This window comes from Parabacteroides sp. AM17-47 (assembly GCF_003434625.1).
GTDB classification, from domain to species: domain Bacteria; phylum Bacteroidota; class Bacteroidia; order Bacteroidales; family Tannerellaceae; genus Parabacteroides; species Parabacteroides distasonis.
The window spans coordinates 1-24,028 of the sequence record NZ_QTLI01000027.1; the positions used below are offsets into that span (position 1 = coordinate 1).

Here is a 24,028-nt window from a genome sequence, read left to right on the forward strand (position 1 = left end):
GAGTATATCTATAAGGATGTAGTAGAACATATTAATGTATTGACCGAAGTATCCCTTCGTGTCCAGATCCTCCCGATGGTGAAGGAAATGAAAGCCTTCGTCCCCGAGTTCAAGAGCCAGAACTCCCGGTTTGAGGAGCTGGATTGAGAAAGGTACCTTTTGTATGAAAAATCTTTAATAGGTGTTGTGACTATGTTAATATGGTACCCGATAGGATTCATTTGATGACGAGCCAATGTTAAAATCAAATTAAATATTTAACAAAACTCGGTTAGGGCACTGGAAAGGTGCCCTTTAAAAGGGGTGTGCCCTAATTTGAGTGTTTACCGCCATCCGCAGTGTTCCTTGGCTCGAGTCACAATCATAAAGGTAATTTGTTGAAGCGGAATGGCTTCTTAAAATGTGAAATGACGCACGGAAATAATGACTATGCAGACTCTTTTTAAGAGCATACCGTGCATAAAAAGAAGGAAAATCATTTAAGATAAAAACTGATTGTGTGTCCTGCTGGAAATAAGCGGGATAGAAGTACTTGCGCATTTACAAGAAAAAACAATTTTAAAGGATATGAATAAGAGAGAGGATCAAGATGGAATAGTACCATTTGCATCTAAGATATGGCTGAGTTCTCCTACCATGCATGGAGATGAAATCAAATATATAATAGAAGCATACGAGAGTAATTGGATGTCTACCGTGGGCAAGAATATCAATGAGGTAGAACATCTGGCTTGCGAGAAGATCGGTTGCCGATATGCGGTTGCCTTGTCCGCAGGGACAGCCGCTTTGCACATGGCAGTTCGATTAGCCGGGGTAAAGCCCGTTGATAAGATCTTTTGTTCGGATATGACTTTTGACGCTACGGTAAACCCTGTTGTCTACGAGGGAGGGGTACCCGTGTTTATCGACACGGAATATGATACTTGGAATATGGATCCGGTTGCGTTAGAGAAAGCCTTCGAGATGTATCCGGAAGTGAAGGTCGTTGTAGTCGCTCACCTATACGGAACATCGGGTAAAATCGATGAGATCCGAGCTATTTGTCGGGAGCATCACGCGATTATCATAGAGGATGCAGCGGAATCGTTGGGAGCCTCTTATAAAGGGGTACAAATCGGGACTTTCGGTAGTTATAATGCCATTTCATTTAATGGCAATAAAATTATCACGGGCTCTTCCGGGGGAATGTTATTGACGGATGATTTGGAGGCAGCGAACAAAGTACGTAAATGGTCTACCCAATCTCGTGAGAACGCTCCTTGGTATCAACATGAGGAACTGGGATATAATTATCGGATGAATGGGGTCGTGACCCGGGAGGGCGATGGAAGAGGTAAGATGAATGCCTACTACATAGCCGGTGGCGTGAAAGGTAAGGACGGCAAGCCACTGGATGTAGGAATGGACATCTTCCAGAGAGGACTGTGCCTACCGAGCGATAATAAGATGACGGTGGAAGAGCAGGACACGGTGATTGAGATTGTTAGGGCTTGTTTTGAGTGAGAGGTGTGGAGATGTACGTAAAGTTTTTTAAGAGATTCTTTGACTTCATTTTTTCACTGATTGCTGTGGTTGTTCTATCCCCGGTGCTGCTGGCTCTAATTATTGTTGGTGCGGTTGCAATGAGAGGCAACCCGTTCTTCGTTCAACCTCGTCCTGGTAAAAAAGGCAAGGACGGGCAGGAGAAGATCTTCAAGCTCGTCAAATTCCGAACGATGGATAACCGAAAAGATAAGGATGGAAATCTTCTGCCGGATGATGTGAGACTTAATAAGTATGGAAAGATTATGAGAATCACCAGCTTAGATGAATTACCAGAACTATTCAATATACTGAAAGGCGATATGAGTATTGTTGGACCAAGACCATTACTGGTGTCGTACCTACCTTGGTACACAGAAGAAGAACATCACCGTCATGATGTGCGTCCGGGTTTAACAGGTTTGGCACAGGTGAACGGAAGAAACGCAATTAAATTGTGGGAAAGTGTATTTGCATACGATTTGAAATATGTCAGTAACATTACTTGGATTGGAGACCTAAAGATTATCCTTTCGACCATAAGTAAGGTTTTCAAACGGTCTGATGTAGTGGTTCCAACAGGCGAGGGTGGCTCTGGACGGTTGGATGTAGAGAGAAGAAATAGGCAGAATAATGTAACTACTAGATGAGATACATAATAAATGCACAGAACATCTAATTTCAGCAAATAGCGTTTACTGTTGAATATTCAATTTTTCGAAGAATTTGTTCCGATAAATGGGAGGTTATTGATATGAAAAGTGTATATCGTGAAGCACGCTGGGCAAAGCTTCAGGAGAAAAAAGAAGCCGGAGAACTTGTTTCCTATGATTTTATAGGAAAACAAGGAGAGGTCAGTTACCGTTTTATAAAAAAACAAGCAGGCTTTATAGATGATGTTCAATATTATGATATTTCCTCATATAGAGGTACAGGTGGACCTTGTATTGAATGGTGCAATGACGGACAGGAATTGGAATTAATGAAGTCATTTACCCAAGATTTTCAGCAATATTGTAAAAACAATAATATTATCGCTGAATTTGCGAAATTGGATCCATGGGCTGCAAATGCTTCTGTGATTTCAGAGGTTTTAGGTGCGGAGTTTTATGGATATTTTTACTGCAATGATTTGACTGAAAATTTTTATGAGAAAGCGTATAACAGGAGAAGCAAACGCGCTATAAAGAAAGCAATTGACGCAAATGTATCTGTAAAGTTTGATTTTGACGGGGTAACAATCCCTAAGTTTTTGGAACTGTACCAAAATACGGTAGATAAGTTTCAGGTCTCTGCTTACTATAAATTCACAGCAGAAGAGTTAGAGGAATATTTTGAAGTTTTCAAAGGCGTGTGTTTCTTCTCCAATGCGGTTAAGGATGGTGAAATTATTACATCTGTTTTATCTGTTATGAGCGAAGACATAGTGCACTACCTTTATCTTGGATCAAATCCGGAATTTGCTCATTGCCAAGCCAATAGTTTATTAACATATCAGACTTCCTTGTTAGGAAAACAATATGGAAGAAAACTCATTGACATGGGAGGAGGGAAAAAAGGCGGAAATATTGAACAGTTTAAATTGAATTTTGTGGCGGAAAATGGAGTTATACCATATTACGCAATTAAAAAGATTCATAATCAGACGATTTATGACACGATGGTTCAAAAAGCAGGTGCGATTATAAATCCGGTTTTTTTCCCATTATACAGAGGATGATTATGAGGACATATATATGTGAAATAAGAACGGAACAAAATAATATATATATCAAACGTGATGATCTGTTCCCGTTCTCTTTTGGTGGCAACAAGGCAAGAAAAGCAGTGAATTTCTTCAAAGAGATTGACAACGGAGATTTCGACACGGTTGTCACCTATGGTAGCAGTAGTTCCAATCACTGCCGTGTGATTTCCAATATGGCGACAGTGCGGAACATTCCTTGCTATATCATCAGTCCGGAGGAAGCATCTGAACCGACTTATAACAGCAAGATGATGCAGTTGTTCGGTGCGGAGATCACAACCGTACCTGTGGATGAGGTCAGCAGAACAATTGATGAAAAGTTGGCTGAACTTAGAGAGTGTGGTCGAAAGCCGTACTTTATCCCCGGTGGTGGTCATGGCAATCTCGGAACACAGGCCTATGTTGACTGCTATAACGAGATATGTGCATACGAAAAAGAGAACGAACTCCACTTCGATTACATCTTCTTCGCATCAGGGACAGGCACTACACAGGCGGGTCTTGTGTGCGGTCAGATTATGCATGGAGACGAGAGAGAAATCGTGGGTGTCAGCATTGCCAGAAAGAATCCAAGAGGTCGGCAGGTGGTGCTTGACAGCGTGAAAGAATATTTGTGTGGTGATGTAGCCGATGAACTGATAGAATCCGCAACTATTTTCATTGATGATTACATCGGAGATGGCTACGGCAAACAAAATGAAGCTATAAAAACCACCATAAAGAATATGCTCAGTAACCACGGAATCCCGATGGATTCCACATACACGGCCAAAGCATATACCGGCATGATGGACTATATAGAAAAACAAGAGATAAAAAACAAGAACATATTGTTCATCCACACAGGTGGAACACCGTTGTTCTTTGATGATTTTGGGAGACTTTGAAATGACGAACATATTACTTCTAAGCGTGGGAACGCGCAATAAGGTAATTCAATATTTTAAGAAGGAATTCGCTGGCGTGGGCAATGTGGTTGTTACTGATTTAACCGAGATTGCGCCAGCAATCTATGAGGCGGATAAGCATTATCAAGTGCCTCGTATTATAGAGGATGGCTATATAGATCTGATCCTTAATATCTGTAAGAAAGAACAAATTTCCGGTGTGTTGTCACTGATTGACCCGGAGTTAAGTCTAATTGCAAAAAATAAGGAGAGGTTTGCAGAGATTGGCGTGACAATCATCGGCTCGTCCTACGACCTGTGCGAGATGGCACTGGACAAGATGCAGATGTTTACATGGCTTAAGGAGCATGGGTACAATTGCGCCAAGAGCTATGTGGATAAGGAAGCGTTTTATAAGGATTTGGATGCTGGGGAGATCAGCTTTCCGGTATTTGTAAAGCCTGTCCGTGGCAGTGCATCGATTGCTATCAATAAGGTTAAGGATAAAGAGACGATGGATCTTCTTTGGGCGCATGATGACAATCTGATGATTCAGGAATTTTTGAACGGTCAGGAGATAGGCGGAGACTGCTATATTGATATGATTTCCAGCGAACTCGTTTCAGTGTTCACCAAAAAGAAAATCTTGATGAGAGCCGGAGAGACGGACAAAGCTGTGTCATTCAAAGACGAAAAACTGTTTGCGCTGATCGAGAAGTTTGTAAAGGAATGCGGATGGAGCGGTCAGATTGATATTGATATCTTTGATATAGATGGAGAATATTACATCTCGGAAGTGAATCCAAGGTTCGGAGGTGGGTATCCGCATGCCTATGAATGCGGCTGTAACCACATGAAGCTGATAAAGAATAACCTGATAGGTGTAGCAAACGAGAAGAACATAGGAGCCTATGAAGAAGGCATCTATATGATGAAATATAATGAAGTGATGATTCGGAGGAAGGAGTCATGAGGCTGCGGATGCTGTGGTATCAATTTCGGATGCTGACCATACGGGATGGAGTGAAACGTACCGCATATTTAAAAAAACGGAATGTATATGCAGGTATTGGAGAGAATGTGATGATTCAGTCTCGTAAGATTCCGTTATATCCAGAGTTAATCAGAATCGGAAATAATGTACGCATGGCTTCTAATGTTTTGTTCGTGACGCATGATGTAGTACACAATATGTTGAATAGGATATCTCCAAAAACCGAAAAAATTCTGGTGGGGGGAGTATTCCATGAGAAGGTTGGCTGTATAGAAATAGGAAATAATGTATTTATTGGTACCGGAAGTATTATTTTATATGATACAAAGATAGGCTCAAATGTTATTGTGGCAGCAGGCAGTATAATCACAAAGGATGTTCCGGATAACGTGGTTGTCGCTGGTATTCCGGCGAAAGTAATAGGTACATTTGATACATTTTTGGATAAAAGAATCCAAGAAACGTATTTACAGTATGTCGATGTTTCCCCGACATATTATTGTATGGTAGATGCAAATGCTGAGTGGGAGAAATTTTATTTAAAAAGAGGCAATTTAGATGACTAAACATTGGTTTCGCAGACTAACGGTAAGAAGATGGGTGTTATGTTATTAGGATTGACAATTACATGCTTGCTTTTCCCTGCCTTGACTGTTCCCTTTTCTTTACTTGGTTATATTTCGAAAAATAAGGTACAAAGGGTTTTGGGATTGTTTTTTTTAGCTTTGTTTATGGGGTTGATGGCAATGTGTTTCCGAGATCCCAAAACTGATCCGGATATTGTACGATATATTGCCGCAGTAAAAGATTATGCAAACGTATCTTTCTTTCGAGCATTTAATCATGGCTCATATGAAAATTTATATGTCATTGACATTTGGTTCTGGATCATTGCCAAGACGGGGAATTATCAGTTGATTGCAGGTACGTCAGTATTCTTCACTTATTTAATTAGTTTATATGTATTGCAAGATTATGCGCACAGTAAAAGCTTTAATTTGAGGCAAAGAGTATATACTCTATTTCTTCTTATGGGGCTTATGAATTTCTGTTTTTCTGTTAATGCACTGAGAAGTGACTTGGCATTTGCGATGATTTTGTTGGCGGTTTACAGAGAACTGTATCAAAAAAGGAGAAGTGTATGGACATATTTTCTTTATGTTCTTCCGATTTTTATGCATTTTGCGGCGATATTGCTGGTGTTGATACGATTTATTGTTAGTACAAAAAAACGATATGTTAAAATAATCCTAATGATGTTATTGCTCGCACCGTTGGTTGTTGAAACTCTTGTTGGCATAGTGGATATGCTCCTATCACAGTTAGCAGTGATTTCTTATACACAGGCTTTTTTGAAGCGAACACTTATGTATTTTAATTGGGATACTGGTGGTTGGGCTACGGTCGTGAAAGATAGTGGGTATTACTTGCTAAATAAGGTTTTTTCTTACTCTGTGCTCGTGATGATGGCACTTGCCTTTTGGAACATAAAAAGAAGCAAAAAAAAACTTTGGGATGAAAAGCTCGAAAACTATTTTGCAATTTATTTCTTTGTTATAATAGCTTGCTTTTTTATGCAAACGCCATCATATCAAAGGTTTACTTTTGTGTTCTTTCCGTATGGAGCTGCTTTATTCGGTCAATATGTAAGAGAGAATGCTTCACATAAAGTAACTGCATGGGCATTCAATACGGTTGTATGTTGCTTGGCAATGGTTGGATATTTTTTGAGTTTTTATATGCTTAATACGATGATTCCTGTGGAAAAGTTTGTGATTGATGTATTGACATACAGTCCATTGTTTTCATAAAGAGGAAGCGGAAATGAGGAGTTGAAATGGCAAAAGTATCTGTTATTGTACCGGTTTATAATGTAGAGAAGTATTTGAAACAATGCCTTGATAGTATTGTCGATCAAACATTAGAGGATTTAGAGATTGTTCTGGTGGATGATGGTAGTGTGGATTCTAGTGGGACAATTTGTGATGAATATGCAAAAAAAGATACACGAATACGGGTTATTCATAAGGAGAATGGTGGCCTTTCGGATGCGCGAAATGCCGGGCTAAAATATGTAACATCTCCGTATGTGGGATTTATTGATTCGGATGATTATATTGATTTGGATTTTTATTGTGGTTTATTAAAACAGATGGAAGCCGACAACACTTCTATTGGTGTGGCCGCAATAGCCCATGTCTATCCAAACGGGTCGATGCGTGTTCGTAAACTGGAGAAAAATCAACGGCTGGATCGAAAAGCGGCAATGGGGGAATTGATATATTCACAGAACATCTCCAATTCAGTATGTAATAAGCTTTTTGAAACAGCTCTTTTTGAAGGAGTTGAGTTTCCGAAAGGAAAGCTTTATGAAGATGAGTATGTGACATACATATTGTTTCATCGTTGCAAGGCGGTATCTGTAAGAACAGATGTCTTGTATTATTATCGCTCAAATCCAGATAGTATAACACATGCAAAGTTTTCAGACAGAGAGCTGGATCGGATTTATGCCTCTCTGGAAAAAATTGAGTTTTGCAAAACCGAGTACCCTGAATATTGGAATAGTGCGGTTTGTTACTTGGTTTACGATTGCATTTGTGCACTCGAAAAGATGGAGAGCTATGACAAGCGGTATGATGGTGTGATCCGTAGCAATATTAGAAAAAATATTTTGATATATCTCAAAGGAAAAAATTCATTGAAATCTAGGATTTTTGCACTGCTTGCGGCCATTTCTCCAACTATGGCTGTTACGGCGGCAAATATACGGAAAGAGAAAAACAAAGAAGTATGAAACGGATAGGAATCGTAACTTTTTTTCAATCCTATAACTATGGTGTATGGTTTCAAGCCTACGCTACACAAGCTTTTCTGAGGGGTAGAGGATATGATGCCCAAATCGTAAATTATTCTAATTTGCATGACGATGAAAAGCTGAAGATGGCATTCAAAGGTAAGAATTCGTATATGGGATATTTAATTTCATTTGCGAAGAACATACTATTTGGAGGAATGCACTACTATAGAAAAGGATTCAAGAAACATTTGAATACATTTTATTCTTTATCTAGTGAACATTGCACACAAATAGAGAACCTGTCAGATTTACATTATGATGTATTGGTGGCGGGAAGTGACCAGATATGGAATCCGGAGACCACGGGGGGAACCTTGGATCCTGTATTTTTGCTGCAATTTGGCATCGCTGATAAAAGAATATCTTATGCATCGAGTATAGGGAGTACAGAAATAAGAGAGCAGGACAAAGCTTTAATGAAGAAGGCACTGGAAGAATTTTCATATATCAGCGTTAGGGAAACTTTTGCCAAGCAGCAGTTAGAAAAGATTATGAATCGAAATATTAATGTGGTTTGCGACCCTACATTCCTTTTAACAGGAGAAGAGTGGAGGCTTTTTGCCAAGCAGTATTCAGATTATTTGGAGAATGATCAAAAATACATTCTGACCTATTTTGTATCCTTGGAAAAATACAGCGAACATTGTATAAATCTGGTAAAAACATATTCTGAATCTTTAGGTCTGCCGGTTTGGGCTGTTCAATTCACCAGATACTATAGCAAAAACTGCGACAAGAAAATCTTGGGTGCATCTATTGCAGATATGATACGGCTTATAGAACACGCAGAACTGATTATTACGGATTCCTTTCATGGAGTAGCATTGTCTGTTAATTTAGGAAAGAATTTTGTTGCTGTAGAAAATAGAGGTAATCCATACAGAACGAGGAATCTGTTATCACGATTGAACCTGTTGGATAGAATCGATATGGATATTGAAAATTATTCTAAAGTTGATTATTCTAACGTGACAGTTTTACTGAATGACTTTCGGAAGGAATCAGTAGATTGGTTTTGTGAAGCGATAGAAAACTAAGGAGTATTGATCAAAATGAAGAATCAAGCGAATAGAAAGTTGATCAGTAACACCGTTTTCTTATATTTAATGACAACCTCGATACAGATTTTGAATTTGTTGACAGTTCCGTATTTAAGCAGAGTGTTGGGACCAACTGAATATGGACAGATAGGCTTGGCTTTGGGATATATGGCTTATGTCCAGATTATTTTGGATTTTGGATTTACGTTGTATGCAACAAAGAAAATCAGCGAAAATAAAACCGACAAATGTAAAATTGAGTACATTATTACTGCTGTCACTTTCATAAAGGTAATACTGGCTGTCTGCCTCGGTGTGGTATTTTTGCTATTCCTATATATAAATGTCTTTGATGTCACGTTGATGACGATTTTGCAGGTTTACTTGCTGGGATATTTGATTACTGCATTGTTGCCTGATTTTTATTACAGGGGTATGGAAAATATGAAATCTATAGCCCTACGTACATTAATTGTCCGAGTTCTTTTTACGCTCTTGATTTTTCTTTGTGTAAGGAAGAAGGAAGATATTATGTTTGTCCCAGTGTGTTTTCTGGTTGGTAGCATATTGGCTTTCATTATCACCGCGGCTGATATTCGCTGGAAAAAACAGATCACCTTTAGATGGCCGGGGAGAAAATATGTTATGTCAATGGTACGATCTGCATTTCCGTATTTCACATCCCGTTTTGCATCAACCTTTTATCAGGCCTTGAATGTCATAATTATTGGAAAGATATATGGTACAGCACCCGAGGTGGGTTATTATACATCAAGCGATAAGTGTCTTTCGCTGGTCAAAATGGGATCGTCACCAATTGCGGATAGCTTATATCCGTATATGTTAAATCATAAGAACTACAGGCTTATAAAAAGGCTTCTTGGGTTTGTGATGCCAATTATTACGGTTGGTGTAATTATTATAGGAATTTACGCTGAACCGATTTGTGAGTTTGTTTTTGGAGATGGATATGCTGAATCAGGAGCAATTCTTCGCTTACTTCTTCCTGCGGCCTGGGTTATATTGCCCACATATGTTGTTGCATTTCCGGTCATGAGCCCAATGGGCTTGGCAAAATATGCTAATTATTCTAATGTTATAGGTGTATTTATTCAATTACTCGGATTATTGCTGCTTTTTTTGAGCCACAGAATGAATATATATACCATTTGTGGATTGACGAGTTTTACAGAGGTATCCGTGTTTATGTATCGCTTGAGTGTTGTTTTATTATCAGTTTGTCATGAAAGGAATAAAAACCATGTTAAATAATATTGGGGAAGCGTGTACGGCTTGTCGTGCGTGCGAACAGATTTGTCCGAATTCTGCAATTATATTTGAAAAAGACGAGTATGGCAATATTTACCCGCAGGTTCTCGAGGATAAATGTACTTGGTGTGGATTGTGTAATTCTGTTTGCCATGTGCAAAATACAGTTTCATTACATACGATAACAAAATATTATGCTGGATTTTCCAATGATGAGGATCGTAAAAATAGTGCATCCGGCGGAATTTGCGCAGCAATTTATCAGATGGGACTCAAAGAAGGGTATAAGGTCTTTGGAGTTATACAGGAAGAAAATTTTCAAGCAAAATATATTGAAATTCGGAGTAGTTTGGACATAGTAAATTCCCGCAATTCAAAGTACACCTATAGCGATATGAGAGATTGCTTTTATGCGGTGCTAAAATATTTAAAACAGAACGAAAAGGTAATTTTTATCGGATTACCATGTCAGCTGGCAGCACTAAAGTGCCATGTTAATCGCATCCTTTCAAATTCGAAAAAACTGTTCTTGGTTGAGCTCATGTGTCATGGAATTGCATCGCATCAATATCTTTTGGATCATATGAGGCAGATTGAGAAGCGTACACGCAAACAAGCAAAGACAATTTCTTTCCGGGATCCGGCCTATGGAACAGAAAAGCATATAATTTCTTGCAGAGATGAGAGGAAAAAGCTTATTTACCACAGTTCTGAGAAACAGGGTGATGAGTACCAGATAGGCTATCATAACGGAGTTATATATAGAGAAAATTGCTATTCGTGCCGATATACAGGTATGCATAGGAACGGAGATCTTCTGCTGGCAGACTGGTATAGAGATCGAAGCGCTCCGGAGATAAAATTTCAAGATCACAGCGTGAATAGTATTTTTGTATGCTCTGACTCCGGAGAAGCCTTCTTGGAACATTTGGTTAAGAATGGATATATTCAAGTGTTTGAACGTCCTTTAAGTGAGGCTTTAAAAATACAACGAACCTTACATAAGCCAACAGAAAGGAGCCCATTGAGAGATCAGTTCTTAAGCATATACAAGGAAACAAAGGATTTTGATAAAAGCATCAGACGAGCTTGTCGTGGATTGATAAGGAAAAAGAAAATAAATCATTATCTTAAAGTGAGTTATATTAAGTGTATAGCAGTTAAATTGTTTAATCTGGGAGAATAGAAAAGAAAAAGTTTCTTCCAAAAGGAATGTTGATCTTTCTTTCAAAAATGAGAGCTTTTCGATGGTTTTTATTTTATATGACTATAATTGCACTTGCTTGTTGACTATACCAAGCCTCTTTATGATTTGACTTGCAAATTTATGTTCCAAGAGATTTGCGATTTGCCGGAATCAATGGATGCTTTCTTTGAAAATTTCAATCGTGATGAGGATGCGGTATAATAAAGCCTTGATTTTTTATGGGGAGTAATTGATTGTGCCCTCGTCTTTCTTTCCTTTAGGGAGGAAGAGAAACTCGATTAAAAGAAACTCCTGATTTTTATTCTAACATAAAGTCATCTTGCGAAGCCTCGTGAGATGACTCGTTATATCTGTTTTTTTAATTATGGATCAACGTATTTATTTGTGCCTGGCTCACATGAGTGAGACGGGCAAAGAACAAATGTATATCAAAGAGGCCTTTGATACGAACTGGGTCGTGCCTCTAGGTCCGAACGTGAATGGATTTGAGAAAGATCTGGAGGAATTCGTGGGTGAAGGTAAACATGTGGTGGCTCTGTCTGCCGGTACTGCCGCTGTGCATCTGGCGTTGCTTGCCTGTGGCGTGAAGCCGGGGGATGAGGTGCTGGTACAGAGCTTTACCTTCTGTGCTTCCTCGCATCCGATCACTTATTTGGGGGCTACGCCTGTGTTCGTGGACTCGGAGGTGGATACTTGGAATATGGATCCTGTGTTGTTGGAAGAGGCTATTAAAGATCGTATCGAGAAGACGGGAAAAACACCGAAAGCGATTGTACCGGTGGCCTTATATGGGATGCCTTATAAGGTGGATGAGATTATGGCGGTCGCTGATCGGTATGGGATTCCGGTCATAGAGGATGCGGCGGAGGGTTTTGGTTCTCGCTATGATGGACGTATGTTGGGTACGTTTGGAAAATATGGGGTGCTGTCGTTCAATGGGAATAAGATGATTACGACCAGTGGTGGTGGTGCGTTGATTTGTCCGGACGGGGAGGCTAAGCGGGAGATCATGTTCTACGCTACGCAGGCTCGGGAGGCTTATCCGTATTACCAGCATGAGCGGATCGGGTATAATTACCGGATGTCGAATATTTGTGCGGGTATCGGGCGTGGTCAGATGACGGTGGCTGACGCTCATGTGGCTCATCATAAGCATACGTGTGATTTATATCGGGAGCTGTTGAAGGATGTGAGAGGGATCACCTTGCATGAGAATCCTTCCGGTCGTTTTGATAGTAACTATTGGTTGAATACGATTGTCTTGGATCCTTTATTGAGGGTGAAAGGGCAGGAGAATGCTTATCAAGCAACGGTACAAGGTGCTGTTGGTGGTGCGGGCGGTGTGACTCACGCAGCGGTTAACGCACATACGGATTGCGAGCCGAATGCCAATGTTGAGGCGATGCGTGTGGGACTTGATGCGATGGGTATAGAATCCCGCCCTTTGTGGAAGCCGATGCATAAGCAACCTGTCTATAAAGATTGCCCGGCTTACGTGAATGGGGTGAGCGAATCTTTGTTTAAGGTCGGGTTGTGCTTGCCTTCCGGCCCCTATGTGACGGATGAGGATGTGGCTTATATTGTGGATTGTATAAAGAAGAATATTTGTTACAATTGAGAGCAAATGTACTCTAATATTTTTATCGGAAAAGTTAGTGTTAAGATGATAAATGATTATTTTTATTTTCAGTAAAATAATCATTATGGATATATCTCGTAACTATCATCTGGAAGACAAAGTTGAGTACATCATTGCTTTGGTAAATGAAGAGCGTATGATCCGTCTGAGCGGGGTGAAGGGAATCGAGATCCGGTTCACGGGATTGCGAGACGGGGAGAAGTTGTATGAGGAGGTACTCAATGAGGAGGAGACCTCCAAGCCTACTTTTCATCCGAAGATCAAGATCGCCCAAGTCCGTGCGTATGATTATGCGGACGCCAATCTGCGGATTGATGCCTTGGTACATGCTTGTGCCGTGGAGGGGGATATGCAGATCGTGAAGCGGATGAAGGAGATCGTTCCCGAGTTCAAGAGCCAGCATTCTAAATATGAGGTTCTGGATAAATGAATTGTAGAAAAATAAATAAGATGTAGAAAGAAGGTCTCTCATTGCGGGGGGCCTTTTTTTATGAGATAAGCGTTGTCTTTGGGATAGTATTTCGTATTTTTGCTCATACAATTTAATTAGTGTTGTTTGTGATAAGATGAAGGAATGAGTATGGTACGAATAAGAAAGATATTGCTGGTTGTTGTGTCTGTGTTGGTCGGGATCTTTTTCATACTTCCCTTGATCGGGGTTGGTATACTGAAATGGGCGGTCTTACCTCCGGAGAAGCTGACACCGCTGGTCGTAGAAAAAACAAACGAATTCATAGAGGCGCACTTGGAATGTGAGCGGGTGGAGTTGACTTATTTTGAGACGTATCCTTATCTGGGAGTGAAGTTGACGAATGGGCGTTTGATCTCAAATCTGGCTGAGGATTCTATAGGCTATCAGGAGGATTTGATGATTCCTTCGGATTCCTTGTTGTCTTTCAAAAAAGCGATCGTCGTATTTAACCCTACGGATTATCTGTTTAGCGGGAAGGTGACGATTCCTCGGGTTATCATGGATAGTATCCGTTTTTATGGTTATGTGAATGAGGAGGGAAAGGCGAATTGGGAGATTTATCAAAGTGAGATGGATTCGGTAGATGAATCATCGTCATCTCCATTGCCTAAAATAGATTTGCAGCAAGTGCATATTACGAATGGACACTTTGTCTATGATGACCGCCAGCAGGATTTATATACGGCGATCGATGGTTTCTTTTTACATATAGACGGCCTTTTGACCCAACGAGGAAATAAGTTGGATGTGGAGACCGGTTCTTCCTCGATCGTATTCCGTAGCCCGTCTTATTCTTTGGCGAATAAGTTAGCGTTACGCTTCAAGGGACGTTTGTTGTTGGCTGACGGACTTCGCCGGATTGGGTTGAGGGACGCGGAGTTGCTGGTGAATAACCTGCCTTTTACGGCGGATGGCTTTATGGTACCGGCTACCGAGGATAATCCGTCACGGATCGATATGACTTTCGGGTTGAAGGTTTCCGATATGAATGATCTCTTACATTTTATTCCGGATGAATATTTTAAGGATCGGGATAAAACACTTGCTGAGGGACGTATTATTTTGGAAGGGGATATCCGTGGAGAATTAGGGGATAGTATTGTTCCGACCGTGAACTTATGCTGCAAGATAGAGGATGGTTCTTATCATGTAAAAGGTCTTGAACAGGGGATCGATACATTGCGCATGGACGTGGATTTACATTTGAATGGCGCTTACCCGGATTCTTCTTATGTCTCTTTGGAGGAGTTGACATTGATCGGGTTGAATACCTCGTTGACCATGAGTGGCGAGGTTAGGGATATCTGGAGGAATCCCGCGATTCGGGCGGAGATGAAAGGGCAGGTCGATTTTACCCGTTTGGCTAAAGAGTTCTTGAATCCCGACACACTGCTGCTGGAGGGTACCATGATGGCTGATTTATCTACGGTGTTTAAGGTGGATGATATCGTGAATAGCCGCTTCGCCAAGGTCAAATCATCCGGCAATTTGACGGTTGATCGCTTCAAGGCGTTTAGTAAGCCGTTAGGCGTGGATATGTATATCGCTGGGGCGAATCTGTTTGTAGGATCTACGGAAAATGAAAGTAAATATCTGAATGCGAAAGGATTGTTGAGCGCTAATCTATCGGTGGATACCTTGAATATAAAGTATAAGGATGAGATCAGTACGAATATCGGTGGATTGAAGATGGTAGCCAATACGACGCCGGTTATTGATACAACGGCTGTTATCCCTATGACCGCAGGGTTGGAATTTGATCATTTACGCACCAAGTTGCCGGATTCTACCTGGATGGTGGCCGGTAAGACCGTGTTGAAAGGGGGCATCAAGGCTTCTTCTACAGATAAGCGGATCCCTATGGCGGGAGCTACGATCTCGGTGGACACCTTAAAATATATTCTTATCCCTTTACGGACGGGTATGGTTCTGACGGAAAGCCAGTTCTCTTTGGAAGCATTACCTTATCGGCAAGCGATCCGTCAACAACGTGAACGCCGTATTGCCGCCGGTGATACCTTGCGCAGGCGCACGCAGACCACCCGAAGGGCGAATAGACAGCGGTCGCAAGTGGATTCGGTCGCTTCCTCAAACAGTGTCTTACGCCAATGGGAGGCTCGGGGACAAGTGAGGTTTAAGCAATTGAGGGGCTTTAGCCGCTTATTCCCCATTCCGATGTATATTGATGAGACAAGCGTGAAATTCAATACTAACAATATGACGTTGAGTGGTGCCCGCCTGCATTTAGGAAAGAGCGATCTTACTTTGAGCGGAGAGCTTAGCGACATCCGGCGGGCCATGCTACGGGGAGGAAAGCTGAAAGCGAATTTCGAGTTGGAATCCGATCTGATCGATTGTAACCAGTTGATGCTAGCTATAGGTAAAGGTTTGCAGTTTTCTGATCAATTGGCATCCAATTCGGTTGGGGCCTTCTCGGAAGATAGTATCTCCGTACTGGAGACAGATCATCTATTAGCGAATACCGTGGATAGTGTCGCTACGGATTCGATCTCTCAACTATTTGTCGTTCCGAAATTCTTGGATCTGACGCTTCATACAAATGCTAAAAAAATAGATTTTAAGGATCTGAAGTTGGAGGATGTGAAAGGTGAGGTTGTAATCCGGGATCAAAGTATCAATCTGAGCGATTTATGTATGAGTTCGAATATCGGCTCCGGAGATTTGACGATGGTTTATACGACTAAGACGGATCAAGAGGCTACGATGGGATTTGAGTTGTCTTTAGATGATATTTTAGTGGAACGGTTAATCAGTCTATTCCCGGATATCGACACATTGGTCCCTATGCTTCGTTCCTTCGAAGGCATGGTAGATTGCCAGATGACGGCGACTTGCAAGGCGGATTCTACGATGTCCGTGTTGCTGCCGTCTGTAAATGCCTCTTGCTACCTGAGCGGAAAGAATATGGTGCTGCTGGATGGTGAGACATTTACCGAGATATCGAAGACGCTGATGTTTAAGAATAAGAAGCGGAATATGATCGATAGCATAGCGGTAGATTTAGCGATCCATGATAACAAGATCGAGGTATTCCCATTCTTGGTGGAGATGGACCGATATAAAGTAGCCGTAGGAGGAACGCATAATTTGGATATGACGTTCGATTACCACCTCTCGGTTTTAAAATCGCCGGTACCGTTTAAGCTGGGTATCGATATAAAAGGGAATTTGGATGATTTCAAGTTCAAGATAGTGAAATGTAAATATAAAGATTTCTTGAAACCTGCCAAGCAAGCGGAACTGGATAGTACCCGCAGGAATGTGCGTGAGGAGATACGCGAGACGATCCGGAAACAAATAAGAGAGGCCGCTCCCGAATTAGGAAACAGCCTCTCTGAGATTCATCCACATACACACGGTCACGTTGAGGAATCAACGTGATCCATACATTTGCTCGTAATATTTCATGTAATCTCCACCGGTGATATCCTCTACCCATTTTTGGTTCTCAAGATACCAACGGATGGTTTTTACGATACCGACCTCGAAGCAGGTCTCTGGTGTCCAGCCTAATTCGTTGGTAATCTTCGTCGGGTCGATGGCGTATCGTTGATCATGGCCCAGACGGTCTTTTACGAATGTAATCAAGCTGTCGTTGATCCAGTCGATAGAGATTTGTCCATCGGCACCGATCTCTTTTTTCTTTAATACTTGGCGATATTCCGGTTGTTCGGTCATTAGTTGATGGATCGTCCGGATCGTGAGTTTCACGATCTCGATGTTCTGCTTCTCGTTATGACCGCCTACGTTGTAAACCTCTCCCACACGCCCGTGGTGGATTACGGCGTCGATCGCCTTGCAATGATCCTCTACATATAACCAGTCGCGTACGTTTGTGCCGTCACCATATACAGGTAGGGATTTACCTTCCAATATGTTCTTTATGATTAAGGGAATCAATTTTTCCGGGAAATGGTAAGGTCCGTAGTTGTTGGAACAACGGGTAATAGATACCGGCATCTTATACGTCTCGTGATAAGCCTTTACGAATAAGTCTGCGCTTGTCTTGGAGGCGCTGTACGGGCTACGGGGATCTAAAGGCGTGGTCTCGTGGAAATACCCTTCGGCACCAAGGCTTCCATAGACCTCATCGGTAGAGACTTGATGGAAACGTACACCTTCACGCCATACCGGATAACCTGTCTCGGCCTTACCGGTAACCCATGCTTTTCGTGCGGCGTCCAATAGGTTTTGTGTACCAAGGATGTTGGTTTGCAGGAATAGCTGGGGATTTTCGATGCTTCGGTCTACATGACTTTCAGCGGCGAAGTTCACGACATAATCGAAGTTGTATTTCTCGAATAGCTGGTCGGCCAAGGCACGGTCGCAAATATCGCCTTTCACGAACTCGCAACGTACTCCATCGATATTCTCGGCGATGGTGCCTAAATTACCTGCGTAAGTCAGCAAGTCTAGGACAACGATCTTGATATCGTCATATTTCGCCAGCATGTGTTTGATGAAATTGGCACCGATAAAACCGGCGGCGCCGGTAACTAGGTAAGTTTTCATATCTGTACAGTGTTTAGTATTTGAAATTAAGCTCAGCGTCTTTCAGCAATGGAGCCTTGGTGTCTTTCTCGGATAGGTTGATCGATTCCGGATCTGTGATGCTCCAATCTACATGGACCGTGGGATCGTCATAGCGGATTCCCCGTTCATGCGTTGGAGTATATGGATTATCTACTTTATAGGTGAAGATAGCCTCGTCACTTAATACATGGAATCCGTGGGCGAATCCCTGTGGAATAAATAACTGGCGTTTATTCTCGTCCGATAACTCTACAGCTACATATTTGCCGAATGTGGGCGAGCCTTCACGTACGTCTACGGCTACATCCAATACCCGTCCTTTGATCACCCTGACTAATTTAGATTGAGAATAGGGCGCTAGCTGATAGTGTAATCCTCGTAGTACGCCTTTAGAGGAGCAAGATTCGTTGTCTTGCACGAACTGGATTTTTCCGATATGCTCCTCGAATTCCGCTTGCTTAAAAGCTTCCATAAAGTATCCGCGCGCATCTTTCAATACCTTTGGCTCAATGATCCATACGCCCGGTATTACAGTTTCTGTATAAGTCATTTTTTCGTTATTTATCTATTTGATAGGCAAAGGTAAGCTCATTTTCTCTACTTCTATAATATTCGGAGGGAAAAATAAAAAAGAAAGGAAAAGTTTGGTAATTCCAATATTATTCTCTTTCTTTGCACTCGCAAAACAAAAGTAGTTGTTTTGTGTTGAAGTTATGGTTCCTTGGATGAGTGGCTTAGTCAGCGGTCTGCAAAACCGTGTACGGCGGTTCGAATCCGCCAGGAACCTCTTGGTAATTGAAAATTCAGTATTAAGAATTGAAAATTACTTTTATTTTTGATTGATTCGGTTCCTTGGATGAGTGGTTTAGTCAGTGGTCTGCAAAACCATGTACGGCGGTTCGAATCCGCCAGGAACCTCGGAGGAAAGCCTCGAAGTTGTTTGTAATGAACGCTTCGAGGCTTTTTTTGTTTTGTCCGTCCGTAACTCTCGTCGGGTTGTCGGGCGGTTCGCTGTTTTCATGGCTTCCCTTGGCCGGATCCTTAGGGGGATTTGTGGTTTTCCTCTTGAGGTATTCATCTTCTAATGGCTGTTGCATGATCGTCCACCATCCGTTGCATGATCATGCAACAGTTGGTGGACGATCATGCAACAGATGGTGGATAATGAATGTCTCAGGAGGAAAGGCGTAATAGGACAAGGGAAGATCTTTTAAAAGTATCGTGATAAGGAAGAATATTTGCCCAGTGTGTTTATGCTTCCCGAATTTATTACTACCTTTGCGCCACTCAATTAAATAATCATAATTGCATGCACGAGAAACTTATTATTCTTGATTTCGGCTCGCAAACAACCCAGCTTATCGGCCGTAGGGTCAGAGAGTTGAATATGTATTGTGAGATCGTTCCTTATAACAAATTCCCGCATGACGCTACCGACGTGAAAGGTGTGATCCTTTCCGGAAGTCCTTATTCCGTATACGACGAGAATGCCTTTAAGGCTGATTTGACCGAGATACGGGGGAAGTATCCCGTCTTAGGTATTTGTTATGGAGCGCAGTTTCTAGCTTATACATCCGGAGGTAATGTTGAACCGGCTAATTCACGTGAGTATGGACGTGCTAATTTGTCGCACATTGATGGTGAGGATGAATTACTGAAAGGGATCCATGTGGGTTCGCAGATATGGATGTCTCATGGAGATACGATTACCGTATTGCCGGATAAATTCAAGGTGATCGCCAGCACGGACGACGTGAGGGCTGCCGCTTACCATGTGGAAGGTGAGCAAACGTGGGGCGTTCAGTTTCATCCGGAAGTATTCCATTCGACAGACGGTACGAAGTTGCTGGATAACTTCTTGAATATTTGCGGATGCGCCAAGGATTGGACACCGGCTTCCTTTATCGAATCTACCGTAGCTGAGTTGAAGGAGCAATTGGGAGATGACAAGGTGATCTTGGCTCTTTCCGGCGGTGTGGATTCATCTGTTACGGCCGTATTGCTGAATAAGGCGATCGGTAAGAACTTGACTTGCATTTTCGTGGATCATGGTCTGCTGCGCAAGAATGAGTTCGAGAACGTAATGAGGGATTATGAGCATTTAGGATTGAACGTGATCGGCGTAAACGCAAAAGATAAGTTCTATAAAGAACTAGCGGGCGTTACGGAACCGGAGAAGAAACGTAAGATCATCGGCAAAGGATTTATCGATGTCTTCGATGAGGAGGCGCATAAGCTGAAAGATATCAAGTGGCTGGGGCAAGGTACGATTTATCCGGATGTGATCGAGTCGCTTTCTATCACAGGTACGGTTATCAAGAGCCATCATAATGTGGGCGGACTTCCGGATACGATGAACTTGAAACTCGTCGAGCCGCTTCGTCTTCTTTTCAAGGATGAGGTTCGCCGTGTCGGTATGGAGTTGGGTATGCAACCGCATTTGATCAAGCGCCATCCGTTCCCGGGACCGGGATTGGGTATCCGTATCTTGGGTGATATCACGCCGGAAAAGGTACGTATCCTGCAAGACGCTGACGATATCTATATGTCATTGATGCGTGAGTGGGGACTTTACGATAAGATTTGGCAAGCTGGGGTAATCTTACTTCCGATTCAATCCGTAGGTGTAATGGGCGATGAGCGTACCTATGAGAATACGGTAGCTTTACGTGCGGTAACTTCCACGGACGCTATGACCGCCGATTGGGCGCAGCTTCCGTACGAGTTCCTCGCCAAAGTTTCCAACGAGATTATCAATAAGGTGAAAGGCGTAAATAGAGTCGTGTACGACATCAGCTCGAAGCCGCCTGCAACCATCGAGTGGGAGTGACATTTGTCTTAGGTATAACAAAGTGTAAAATCAATAAAATTTAAAAGTCACATGAAGCAAGATATGATTGTTATCTTGGATTTAGGTAGTCATGAGAATACGGTGTTGGCTCGTGCTATTCGTGCGTTAGGCGTTTATAGTGAGATTTATCCGCATGACATCACGGTTGAGGAATTAAAAGCCTTGCCAAACGTGAAAGGTATCATTATCAATGGTGGCCCAAACAATGTTATCGACGGTGTAGCTATCGACGTGAATCCGGGTATTTACGAGATGGGCACTCCTGTAATGGCCGCAGGTCACGATAAGGCGTTGTGCGAGGTTAAATTGCCGGAGTTTACGGATGATGTCGAGGCGATCAAGGGCGCTGTCAAGTCTTTCGTGTTCGATACTTGCAAGGCTGAGGCAAACTGGAATATGACGAATTTTGTCAATGACCAGATTGAATTGGTAAAGCGTCAGGTAGGGGATAAGAAAGTTCTGCTGGCCTTGTCTGGAGGTGTCGATAGCTCTGTAGTAGCCGCTTTACTTTTGAAAGCGATCGGCGATAAATTGGTTTGCGTGCATGTGAACCATGGTTTGATGCGTAAGGGCGAGTCCGAGGATGTCGTTGAGGTCTTCAAGAACCAGTTGAATGCCAATTTGGTGTATGTAGACGCTACAGATCGTTTCTTGAACAAGCTAGCTGACGTGGAAGATCCGGAGCAAAAGCGTAAGATTATCGGTGGTGAGTTTATCCGTGTATTTGAGGAAGAAGCTCGCAAATTAGATGGAATCGATTTCTTGGCTCAAGGAACGATCTATCCGGATATCGTGGAGAGTGGAACGAAGACGGCTAAGATGGTGAAATCCCATCATAACGTAGGCGGTCTGCCGGAAGATTTGCAATTTGAGTTGGTTGAGCCTTTGCGTCAATTATTCAAGGACGAGGTTCGTGCTTGTGGCGTAGAGTTAGGTTTGCCTTATGACATGGTTTATCGCCAGCCGTTCCCCGGACCGGGTTTGGGCGTACGTTGCTTGGGCGCTATCACTCGTGATAGACTGGAAGCGGTACGTGAGTCGGATGCGATCTTACGGGAGGAGTTCAAGAACGCCGGATTGGATAAAAAGGTATGGCAATACTTTACGGTAGTACCCGACTTTAAGTCGGTTGGCGTACGTGATAACGCCCGTTCTTTCGAATGGCCCGTGATTATCCGTGCCGTCAATACGGTAGATGCCATGACCGCTACGATCGAGCCGGTTGATTGGCCTATCTTGATGAAGATTACGGATCGTATTTTGAAAGAGGTGAAGAACGTGAACCGTGTATGCTACGATATGTCTCCGAAACCGAATGCGACAATTGAGTGGGAGTAATTAGGCTTACTTATTAAACAGATATAAAAAGGCCCGGTGATTTATCTGAATCCCGGGCTTTTTATTTATATACGATAGATTCGAAGAACTATTTTAGTTCACGGATCTTGATATTACGGAACCAGATCGGATAGCCATGATCTTGCAGACCGATATAACCTTCTTTAGAAATACCTTCGGTAAAGCCCGGGAAGTTCTTGAATTTACTGTTAGCTACCAAATCATCCCACTCTTTGCTCCATAAAGTATACTCAACAACTTTCTTACCATTTTGGGTATGCGTTACTTTTCCATCTTTTACACGGATTACGATCGTATTCCACTCGCCGGCAGGATTAACTGTTTTCGGATCTGCGGGAAGCATGTCATATAGAGAACCTGCTAAGTGGTTCGCTAATTTGTTGTCGGTTGCGTCCACGTTATCTAGTACCTGTACTTCGGGAGCCGCATAATAAATAGGTTTACCGGGTACTTCGCGTACATAATAGAAGATACCGGAGTTTCCCATCTTGCTCGCTTTCCAGTCTACCGAGAGCTCGAAGTTTTTGAATTTCTTGTTCTGGTAAAGGATATCGCCATTAGCGCCTTGTCCCGGTTTCTTACCTTCGCCGGTAAATACTTTCATGGCATTGTCTTCTATAACCCAGTTTGCGGGCATAGCGGTACCGTTACATTGGCGCCATCCAGAGAAGTCTTTTCCGTTGAATAATAATTCCCAGCCAGCTTTTTTTTCCTTCTTAGTCAATGTATTCGGAGTTTGAGCGAAACAGGGGATAGCCATAGCTATGGCCGAAAGAATCAAGAATGATTTGAACAACTTTTTCATGTTACTTAAATTGTTATTAGATTAGATTTGTTAATATCATTACAAATGTAGCAATTTGCTTAATAACCCTTATGAGGATTAACGTATTTTTAATGGAAATAGGATTATTCTATTGATTTAACACATGAATCGTATGGCAAGCCACTAGCGCAGCCGTTTCCGTACGCAGCCGGCTCTCTCCTAAAGAGATCGGCTCGAAGCCATTCTCTTGAGCCAGCTTGATTTCTTCCGGGCTAAAATCACCTTCCGGTCCGATGAGGATTAAGGCATTCTCTCCCGGCTGATACGTATGTTTTAATAGTGGCTTCTCGCCTTCCTCGCAATGGGCGATAAACTTACGCCCGTCAAAGGGAGTGGCGACAAACTTCTTGAAATCTGTCATTCCTTCTAACGCCGGCAAAGTCGCTTTCTGGGATTGCTTCATGGCACTGACCAATATCTTCTCCAATCGAATCGGCTTGATCTCTTTACGCTCTGAGAAACGACAATTCAAACAGGTGATCGCATTGATCCCTATTTCCGTCGCTTTCTCCACGAACCACTCCATCCGGTCCATGTTTTTGGTAGGAGCTATGGCTATATGGAGATTGAAGTTCCAGAGATCGGGTTGTTTCCAACTCTCTAAGAGGGTCACCTCACAATGTTTGGGATGCGCCCGGCTAATAGCCGCTTTATAAAAAGAGCCTTGCCCATCCGTCAATACTATCTCATCGCCTTCACCTAGACGAAGTACCCGTATACAATGTCCTGCTTCTTCTTCCGGTAATTCCGGCTTGATAGTTATATCTGGTGTATAAAAAATCTGCATGACCATCTAATTTTC

Annotated in this window: 20 protein-coding genes and 2 tRNA genes; 18 read left to right on the forward strand and 4 right to left on the reverse strand. The window is 42.2% G+C overall.

The window, feature by feature from the left end; genetic code table 11:
- Positions 1-567 precede the first annotated feature (567 nt).
- The 14 genes from DW205_RS18950 to DW205_RS19015 all read left to right on the forward strand — a co-directional run bounded on the left by DW205_RS18950 (position 568) and on the right by DW205_RS19015 (position 17,038).
- Positions 568-1,503, forward strand: coding sequence for a DegT/DnrJ/EryC1/StrS aminotransferase family protein (locus DW205_RS18950; protein ID WP_005864974.1), 936 nt, complete (start codon positions 568-570; stop codon positions 1,501-1,503).
- Positions 1,504-1,514: 11 nt separating this feature from the next.
- Positions 1,515-2,171 (forward strand): sugar transferase, encoded by a 657-nt coding sequence (locus DW205_RS18955; protein ID WP_005864976.1) that lies wholly within the window; start codon positions 1,515-1,517, stop codon positions 2,169-2,171.
- A gap of 104 nt (positions 2,172-2,275) precedes the next feature.
- Complete coding sequence (locus tag DW205_RS18960) at positions 2,276-3,241, forward strand: GNAT family N-acetyltransferase (RefSeq protein ID WP_005864979.1); 966 nt, start codon at positions 2,276-2,278, stop codon at positions 3,239-3,241.
- A gap of 2 nt (positions 3,242-3,243) precedes the next feature.
- A complete protein-coding gene (locus DW205_RS18965; protein ID WP_227154456.1) occupies positions 3,244-4,155 on the forward strand; it encodes a 1-aminocyclopropane-1-carboxylate deaminase/D-cysteine desulfhydrase in 912 nt (303 codons plus the stop codon).
- A 1-nt stretch (position 4,156) separates the two neighbouring features.
- Positions 4,157-5,128, forward strand: a complete 972-nt coding sequence (locus tag DW205_RS18970; protein WP_005864983.1) for an ATP-grasp domain-containing protein — start codon at positions 4,157-4,159, stop codon at positions 5,126-5,128.
- A gap of 50 nt (positions 5,129-5,178) precedes the next feature.
- Entirely contained in the window at positions 5,179-5,715 is a 537-nt protein-coding gene (locus DW205_RS18975; RefSeq protein WP_233523164.1) for a DapH/DapD/GlmU-related protein, read from the forward strand.
- Between the two features lie 39 nt (positions 5,716-5,754).
- Positions 5,755-6,960: an EpsG family protein gene (locus DW205_RS18980; RefSeq protein WP_005864988.1), complete on the forward strand. Its 1,206-nt coding sequence runs from the start codon at positions 5,755-5,757 to the stop codon at positions 6,958-6,960.
- 26 nt (positions 6,961-6,986) lie between these two features.
- On the forward strand, positions 6,987-7,946 hold the full coding sequence (locus tag DW205_RS18985) for a glycosyltransferase family 2 protein (RefSeq protein WP_005864990.1): 960 nt from the start codon (positions 6,987-6,989) through the stop codon (positions 7,944-7,946).
- Positions 7,943-9,046: a polysaccharide pyruvyl transferase family protein gene (locus DW205_RS18990; protein WP_005864992.1), complete on the forward strand. Its 1,104-nt coding sequence runs from the start codon at positions 7,943-7,945 to the stop codon at positions 9,044-9,046. The genes DW205_RS18985 and DW205_RS18990 overlap by 4 nt, the downstream gene beginning before the upstream one ends.
- A 15-nt stretch (positions 9,047-9,061) precedes the next feature.
- Complete coding sequence (locus DW205_RS18995; protein WP_005864995.1) at positions 9,062-10,321, forward strand: oligosaccharide flippase family protein; 1,260 nt, start codon at positions 9,062-9,064, stop codon at positions 10,319-10,321.
- Positions 10,293-11,504 (forward strand): Coenzyme F420 hydrogenase/dehydrogenase, beta subunit C-terminal domain, encoded by a 1,212-nt coding sequence (locus DW205_RS19000; RefSeq protein ID WP_121963142.1) that lies wholly within the window; start codon positions 10,293-10,295, stop codon positions 11,502-11,504. Before DW205_RS18995 ends, DW205_RS19000 begins: the two co-directional genes overlap by 29 nt.
- A 385-nt stretch (positions 11,505-11,889) precedes the next feature.
- The gene (locus tag DW205_RS19005) at positions 11,890-13,143 is read left to right on the forward strand and encodes a DegT/DnrJ/EryC1/StrS aminotransferase family protein (protein ID WP_008778148.1); all 1,254 of its coding nucleotides are present in this window, start codon (positions 11,890-11,892) and stop codon (positions 13,141-13,143) included.
- Positions 13,144-13,228: 85 nt separating this feature from the next.
- Positions 13,229-13,594, forward strand: coding sequence for a polysaccharide biosynthesis protein (locus tag DW205_RS19010; RefSeq protein ID WP_121963143.1), 366 nt, complete (start codon positions 13,229-13,231; stop codon positions 13,592-13,594).
- Positions 13,595-13,738: 144 nt separating this feature from the next.
- Positions 13,739-17,038: an AsmA-like C-terminal region-containing protein gene (locus DW205_RS19015; RefSeq protein ID WP_008778146.1), complete on the forward strand. Its 3,300-nt coding sequence runs from the start codon at positions 13,739-13,741 to the stop codon at positions 17,036-17,038.
- Here the strand turns inward: DW205_RS19015 and rfbB are convergent.
- On the reverse strand, positions 17,030-18,169 hold the full coding sequence (rfbB, locus tag DW205_RS19020) for a dTDP-glucose 4,6-dehydratase (RefSeq protein WP_005865005.1): 1,140 nt from the start codon (positions 18,167-18,169) through the stop codon (positions 17,030-17,032). The two genes, DW205_RS19015 and rfbB, sit on opposite strands and share 9 nt — an antisense overlap.
- A gap of 13 nt (positions 18,170-18,182) precedes the next feature.
- The gene (gene rfbC, locus DW205_RS19025) at positions 18,183-18,740 is read right to left on the reverse strand and encodes a dTDP-4-dehydrorhamnose 3,5-epimerase (protein ID WP_005865007.1); all 558 of its coding nucleotides are present in this window, start codon (positions 18,738-18,740) and stop codon (positions 18,183-18,185) included.
- 165 nt (positions 18,741-18,905) lie between these two features.
- On the opposite strand from rfbC, the gene DW205_RS19030 reads away from it, so the two are divergent.
- From DW205_RS19030 to guaA (DW205_RS19050), 4 genes are all read left to right on the forward strand, one after another.
- Positions 18,906-18,977 (forward strand) — tRNA-Cys (locus DW205_RS19030).
- A gap of 59 nt (positions 18,978-19,036) precedes the next feature.
- A tRNA-Cys gene (locus tag DW205_RS19035) sits at positions 19,037-19,108 on the forward strand.
- Between the two features lie 391 nt (positions 19,109-19,499).
- Complete coding sequence (guaA, locus tag DW205_RS19045; protein ID WP_005865010.1) at positions 19,500-21,020, forward strand: glutamine-hydrolyzing GMP synthase; 1,521 nt, start codon at positions 19,500-19,502, stop codon at positions 21,018-21,020.
- A 51-nt stretch (positions 21,021-21,071) separates the two neighbouring features.
- Complete coding sequence (gene guaA / locus DW205_RS19050; RefSeq protein WP_005854978.1) at positions 21,072-22,379, forward strand: glutamine-hydrolyzing GMP synthase; 1,308 nt, start codon at positions 21,072-21,074, stop codon at positions 22,377-22,379.
- 88 nt (positions 22,380-22,467) lie between these two features.
- On the opposite strand, the gene DW205_RS19055 is transcribed toward guaA (DW205_RS19050), so the two are convergent.
- Together DW205_RS19055 and DW205_RS19060 are read right to left on the reverse strand one after the other, a co-directional pair.
- A complete protein-coding gene (locus tag DW205_RS19055) occupies positions 22,468-23,205 on the reverse strand; it encodes a DUF1080 domain-containing protein (RefSeq protein WP_005854980.1) in 738 nt (245 codons plus the stop codon).
- A 109-nt stretch (positions 23,206-23,314) separates the two neighbouring features.
- Positions 23,315-24,013: a 16S rRNA (uracil(1498)-N(3))-methyltransferase gene (locus DW205_RS19060; RefSeq protein WP_005865012.1), complete on the reverse strand. Its 699-nt coding sequence runs from the start codon at positions 24,011-24,013 to the stop codon at positions 23,315-23,317.
- Positions 24,014-24,028: the final 15 nt, after the last annotated feature.

Excerpts from the sequence above, each read along its gene's own strand:
- DW205_RS18950 (WP_005864974.1), top strand. The coding sequence starts at position 568 with ATGAATAAGAGAGAGGATCAAGATGGAATAGTACCATTTGCATCTAAG.
- DW205_RS18955 (WP_005864976.1), top strand. The coding sequence starts at position 1,515 with ATGTACGTAAAGTTTTTTAAGAGATTCTTTGACTTCATTTTTTCACTG.
- DW205_RS18960 (WP_005864979.1), top strand. The coding sequence starts at position 2,276 with ATGAAAAGTGTATATCGTGAAGCACGCTGGGCAAAGCTTCAGGAGAAA.
- DW205_RS18965 (WP_227154456.1), top strand. The coding sequence starts at position 3,244 with ATGAGGACATATATATGTGAAATAAGAACGGAACAAAATAATATATAT.
- DW205_RS18970 (WP_005864983.1), top strand. The coding sequence starts at position 4,157 with ATGACGAACATATTACTTCTAAGCGTGGGAACGCGCAATAAGGTAATT.
- DW205_RS18980 (WP_005864988.1), top strand. The coding sequence starts at position 5,755 with ATGTTATTAGGATTGACAATTACATGCTTGCTTTTCCCTGCCTTGACT.
- DW205_RS18985 (WP_005864990.1), top strand. The coding sequence starts at position 6,987 with ATGGCAAAAGTATCTGTTATTGTACCGGTTTATAATGTAGAGAAGTAT.
- DW205_RS18990 (WP_005864992.1), top strand. The coding sequence starts at position 7,943 with ATGAAACGGATAGGAATCGTAACTTTTTTTCAATCCTATAACTATGGT.
- DW205_RS18995 (WP_005864995.1), top strand. The coding sequence starts at position 9,062 with ATGAAGAATCAAGCGAATAGAAAGTTGATCAGTAACACCGTTTTCTTA.
- DW205_RS19000 (WP_121963142.1), top strand. The coding sequence starts at position 10,293 with ATGAAAGGAATAAAAACCATGTTAAATAATATTGGGGAAGCGTGTACG.
- DW205_RS19005 (WP_008778148.1), top strand. The coding sequence starts at position 11,890 with ATGGATCAACGTATTTATTTGTGCCTGGCTCACATGAGTGAGACGGGC.
- DW205_RS19010 (WP_121963143.1), top strand. The coding sequence starts at position 13,229 with ATGGATATATCTCGTAACTATCATCTGGAAGACAAAGTTGAGTACATC.
- DW205_RS19015 (WP_008778146.1), top strand. The coding sequence starts at position 13,739 with ATGAGTATGGTACGAATAAGAAAGATATTGCTGGTTGTTGTGTCTGTG.
- rfbB (WP_005865005.1), bottom strand. The coding sequence starts at position 18,169 with ATGAAAACTTACCTAGTTACCGGCGCCGCCGGTTTTATCGGTGCCAAT.
- rfbC (WP_005865007.1), bottom strand. The coding sequence starts at position 18,740 with ATGACTTATACAGAAACTGTAATACCGGGCGTATGGATCATTGAGCCA.
- guaA (WP_005865010.1), top strand. The coding sequence starts at position 19,500 with ATGCACGAGAAACTTATTATTCTTGATTTCGGCTCGCAAACAACCCAG.
- guaA (WP_005854978.1), top strand. The coding sequence starts at position 21,072 with ATGAAGCAAGATATGATTGTTATCTTGGATTTAGGTAGTCATGAGAAT.
- DW205_RS19055 (WP_005854980.1), bottom strand. The coding sequence starts at position 23,205 with ATGAAAAAGTTGTTCAAATCATTCTTGATTCTTTCGGCCATAGCTATG.
- DW205_RS19060 (WP_005865012.1), bottom strand. The coding sequence starts at position 24,013 with ATGCAGATTTTTTATACACCAGATATAACTATCAAGCCGGAATTACCG.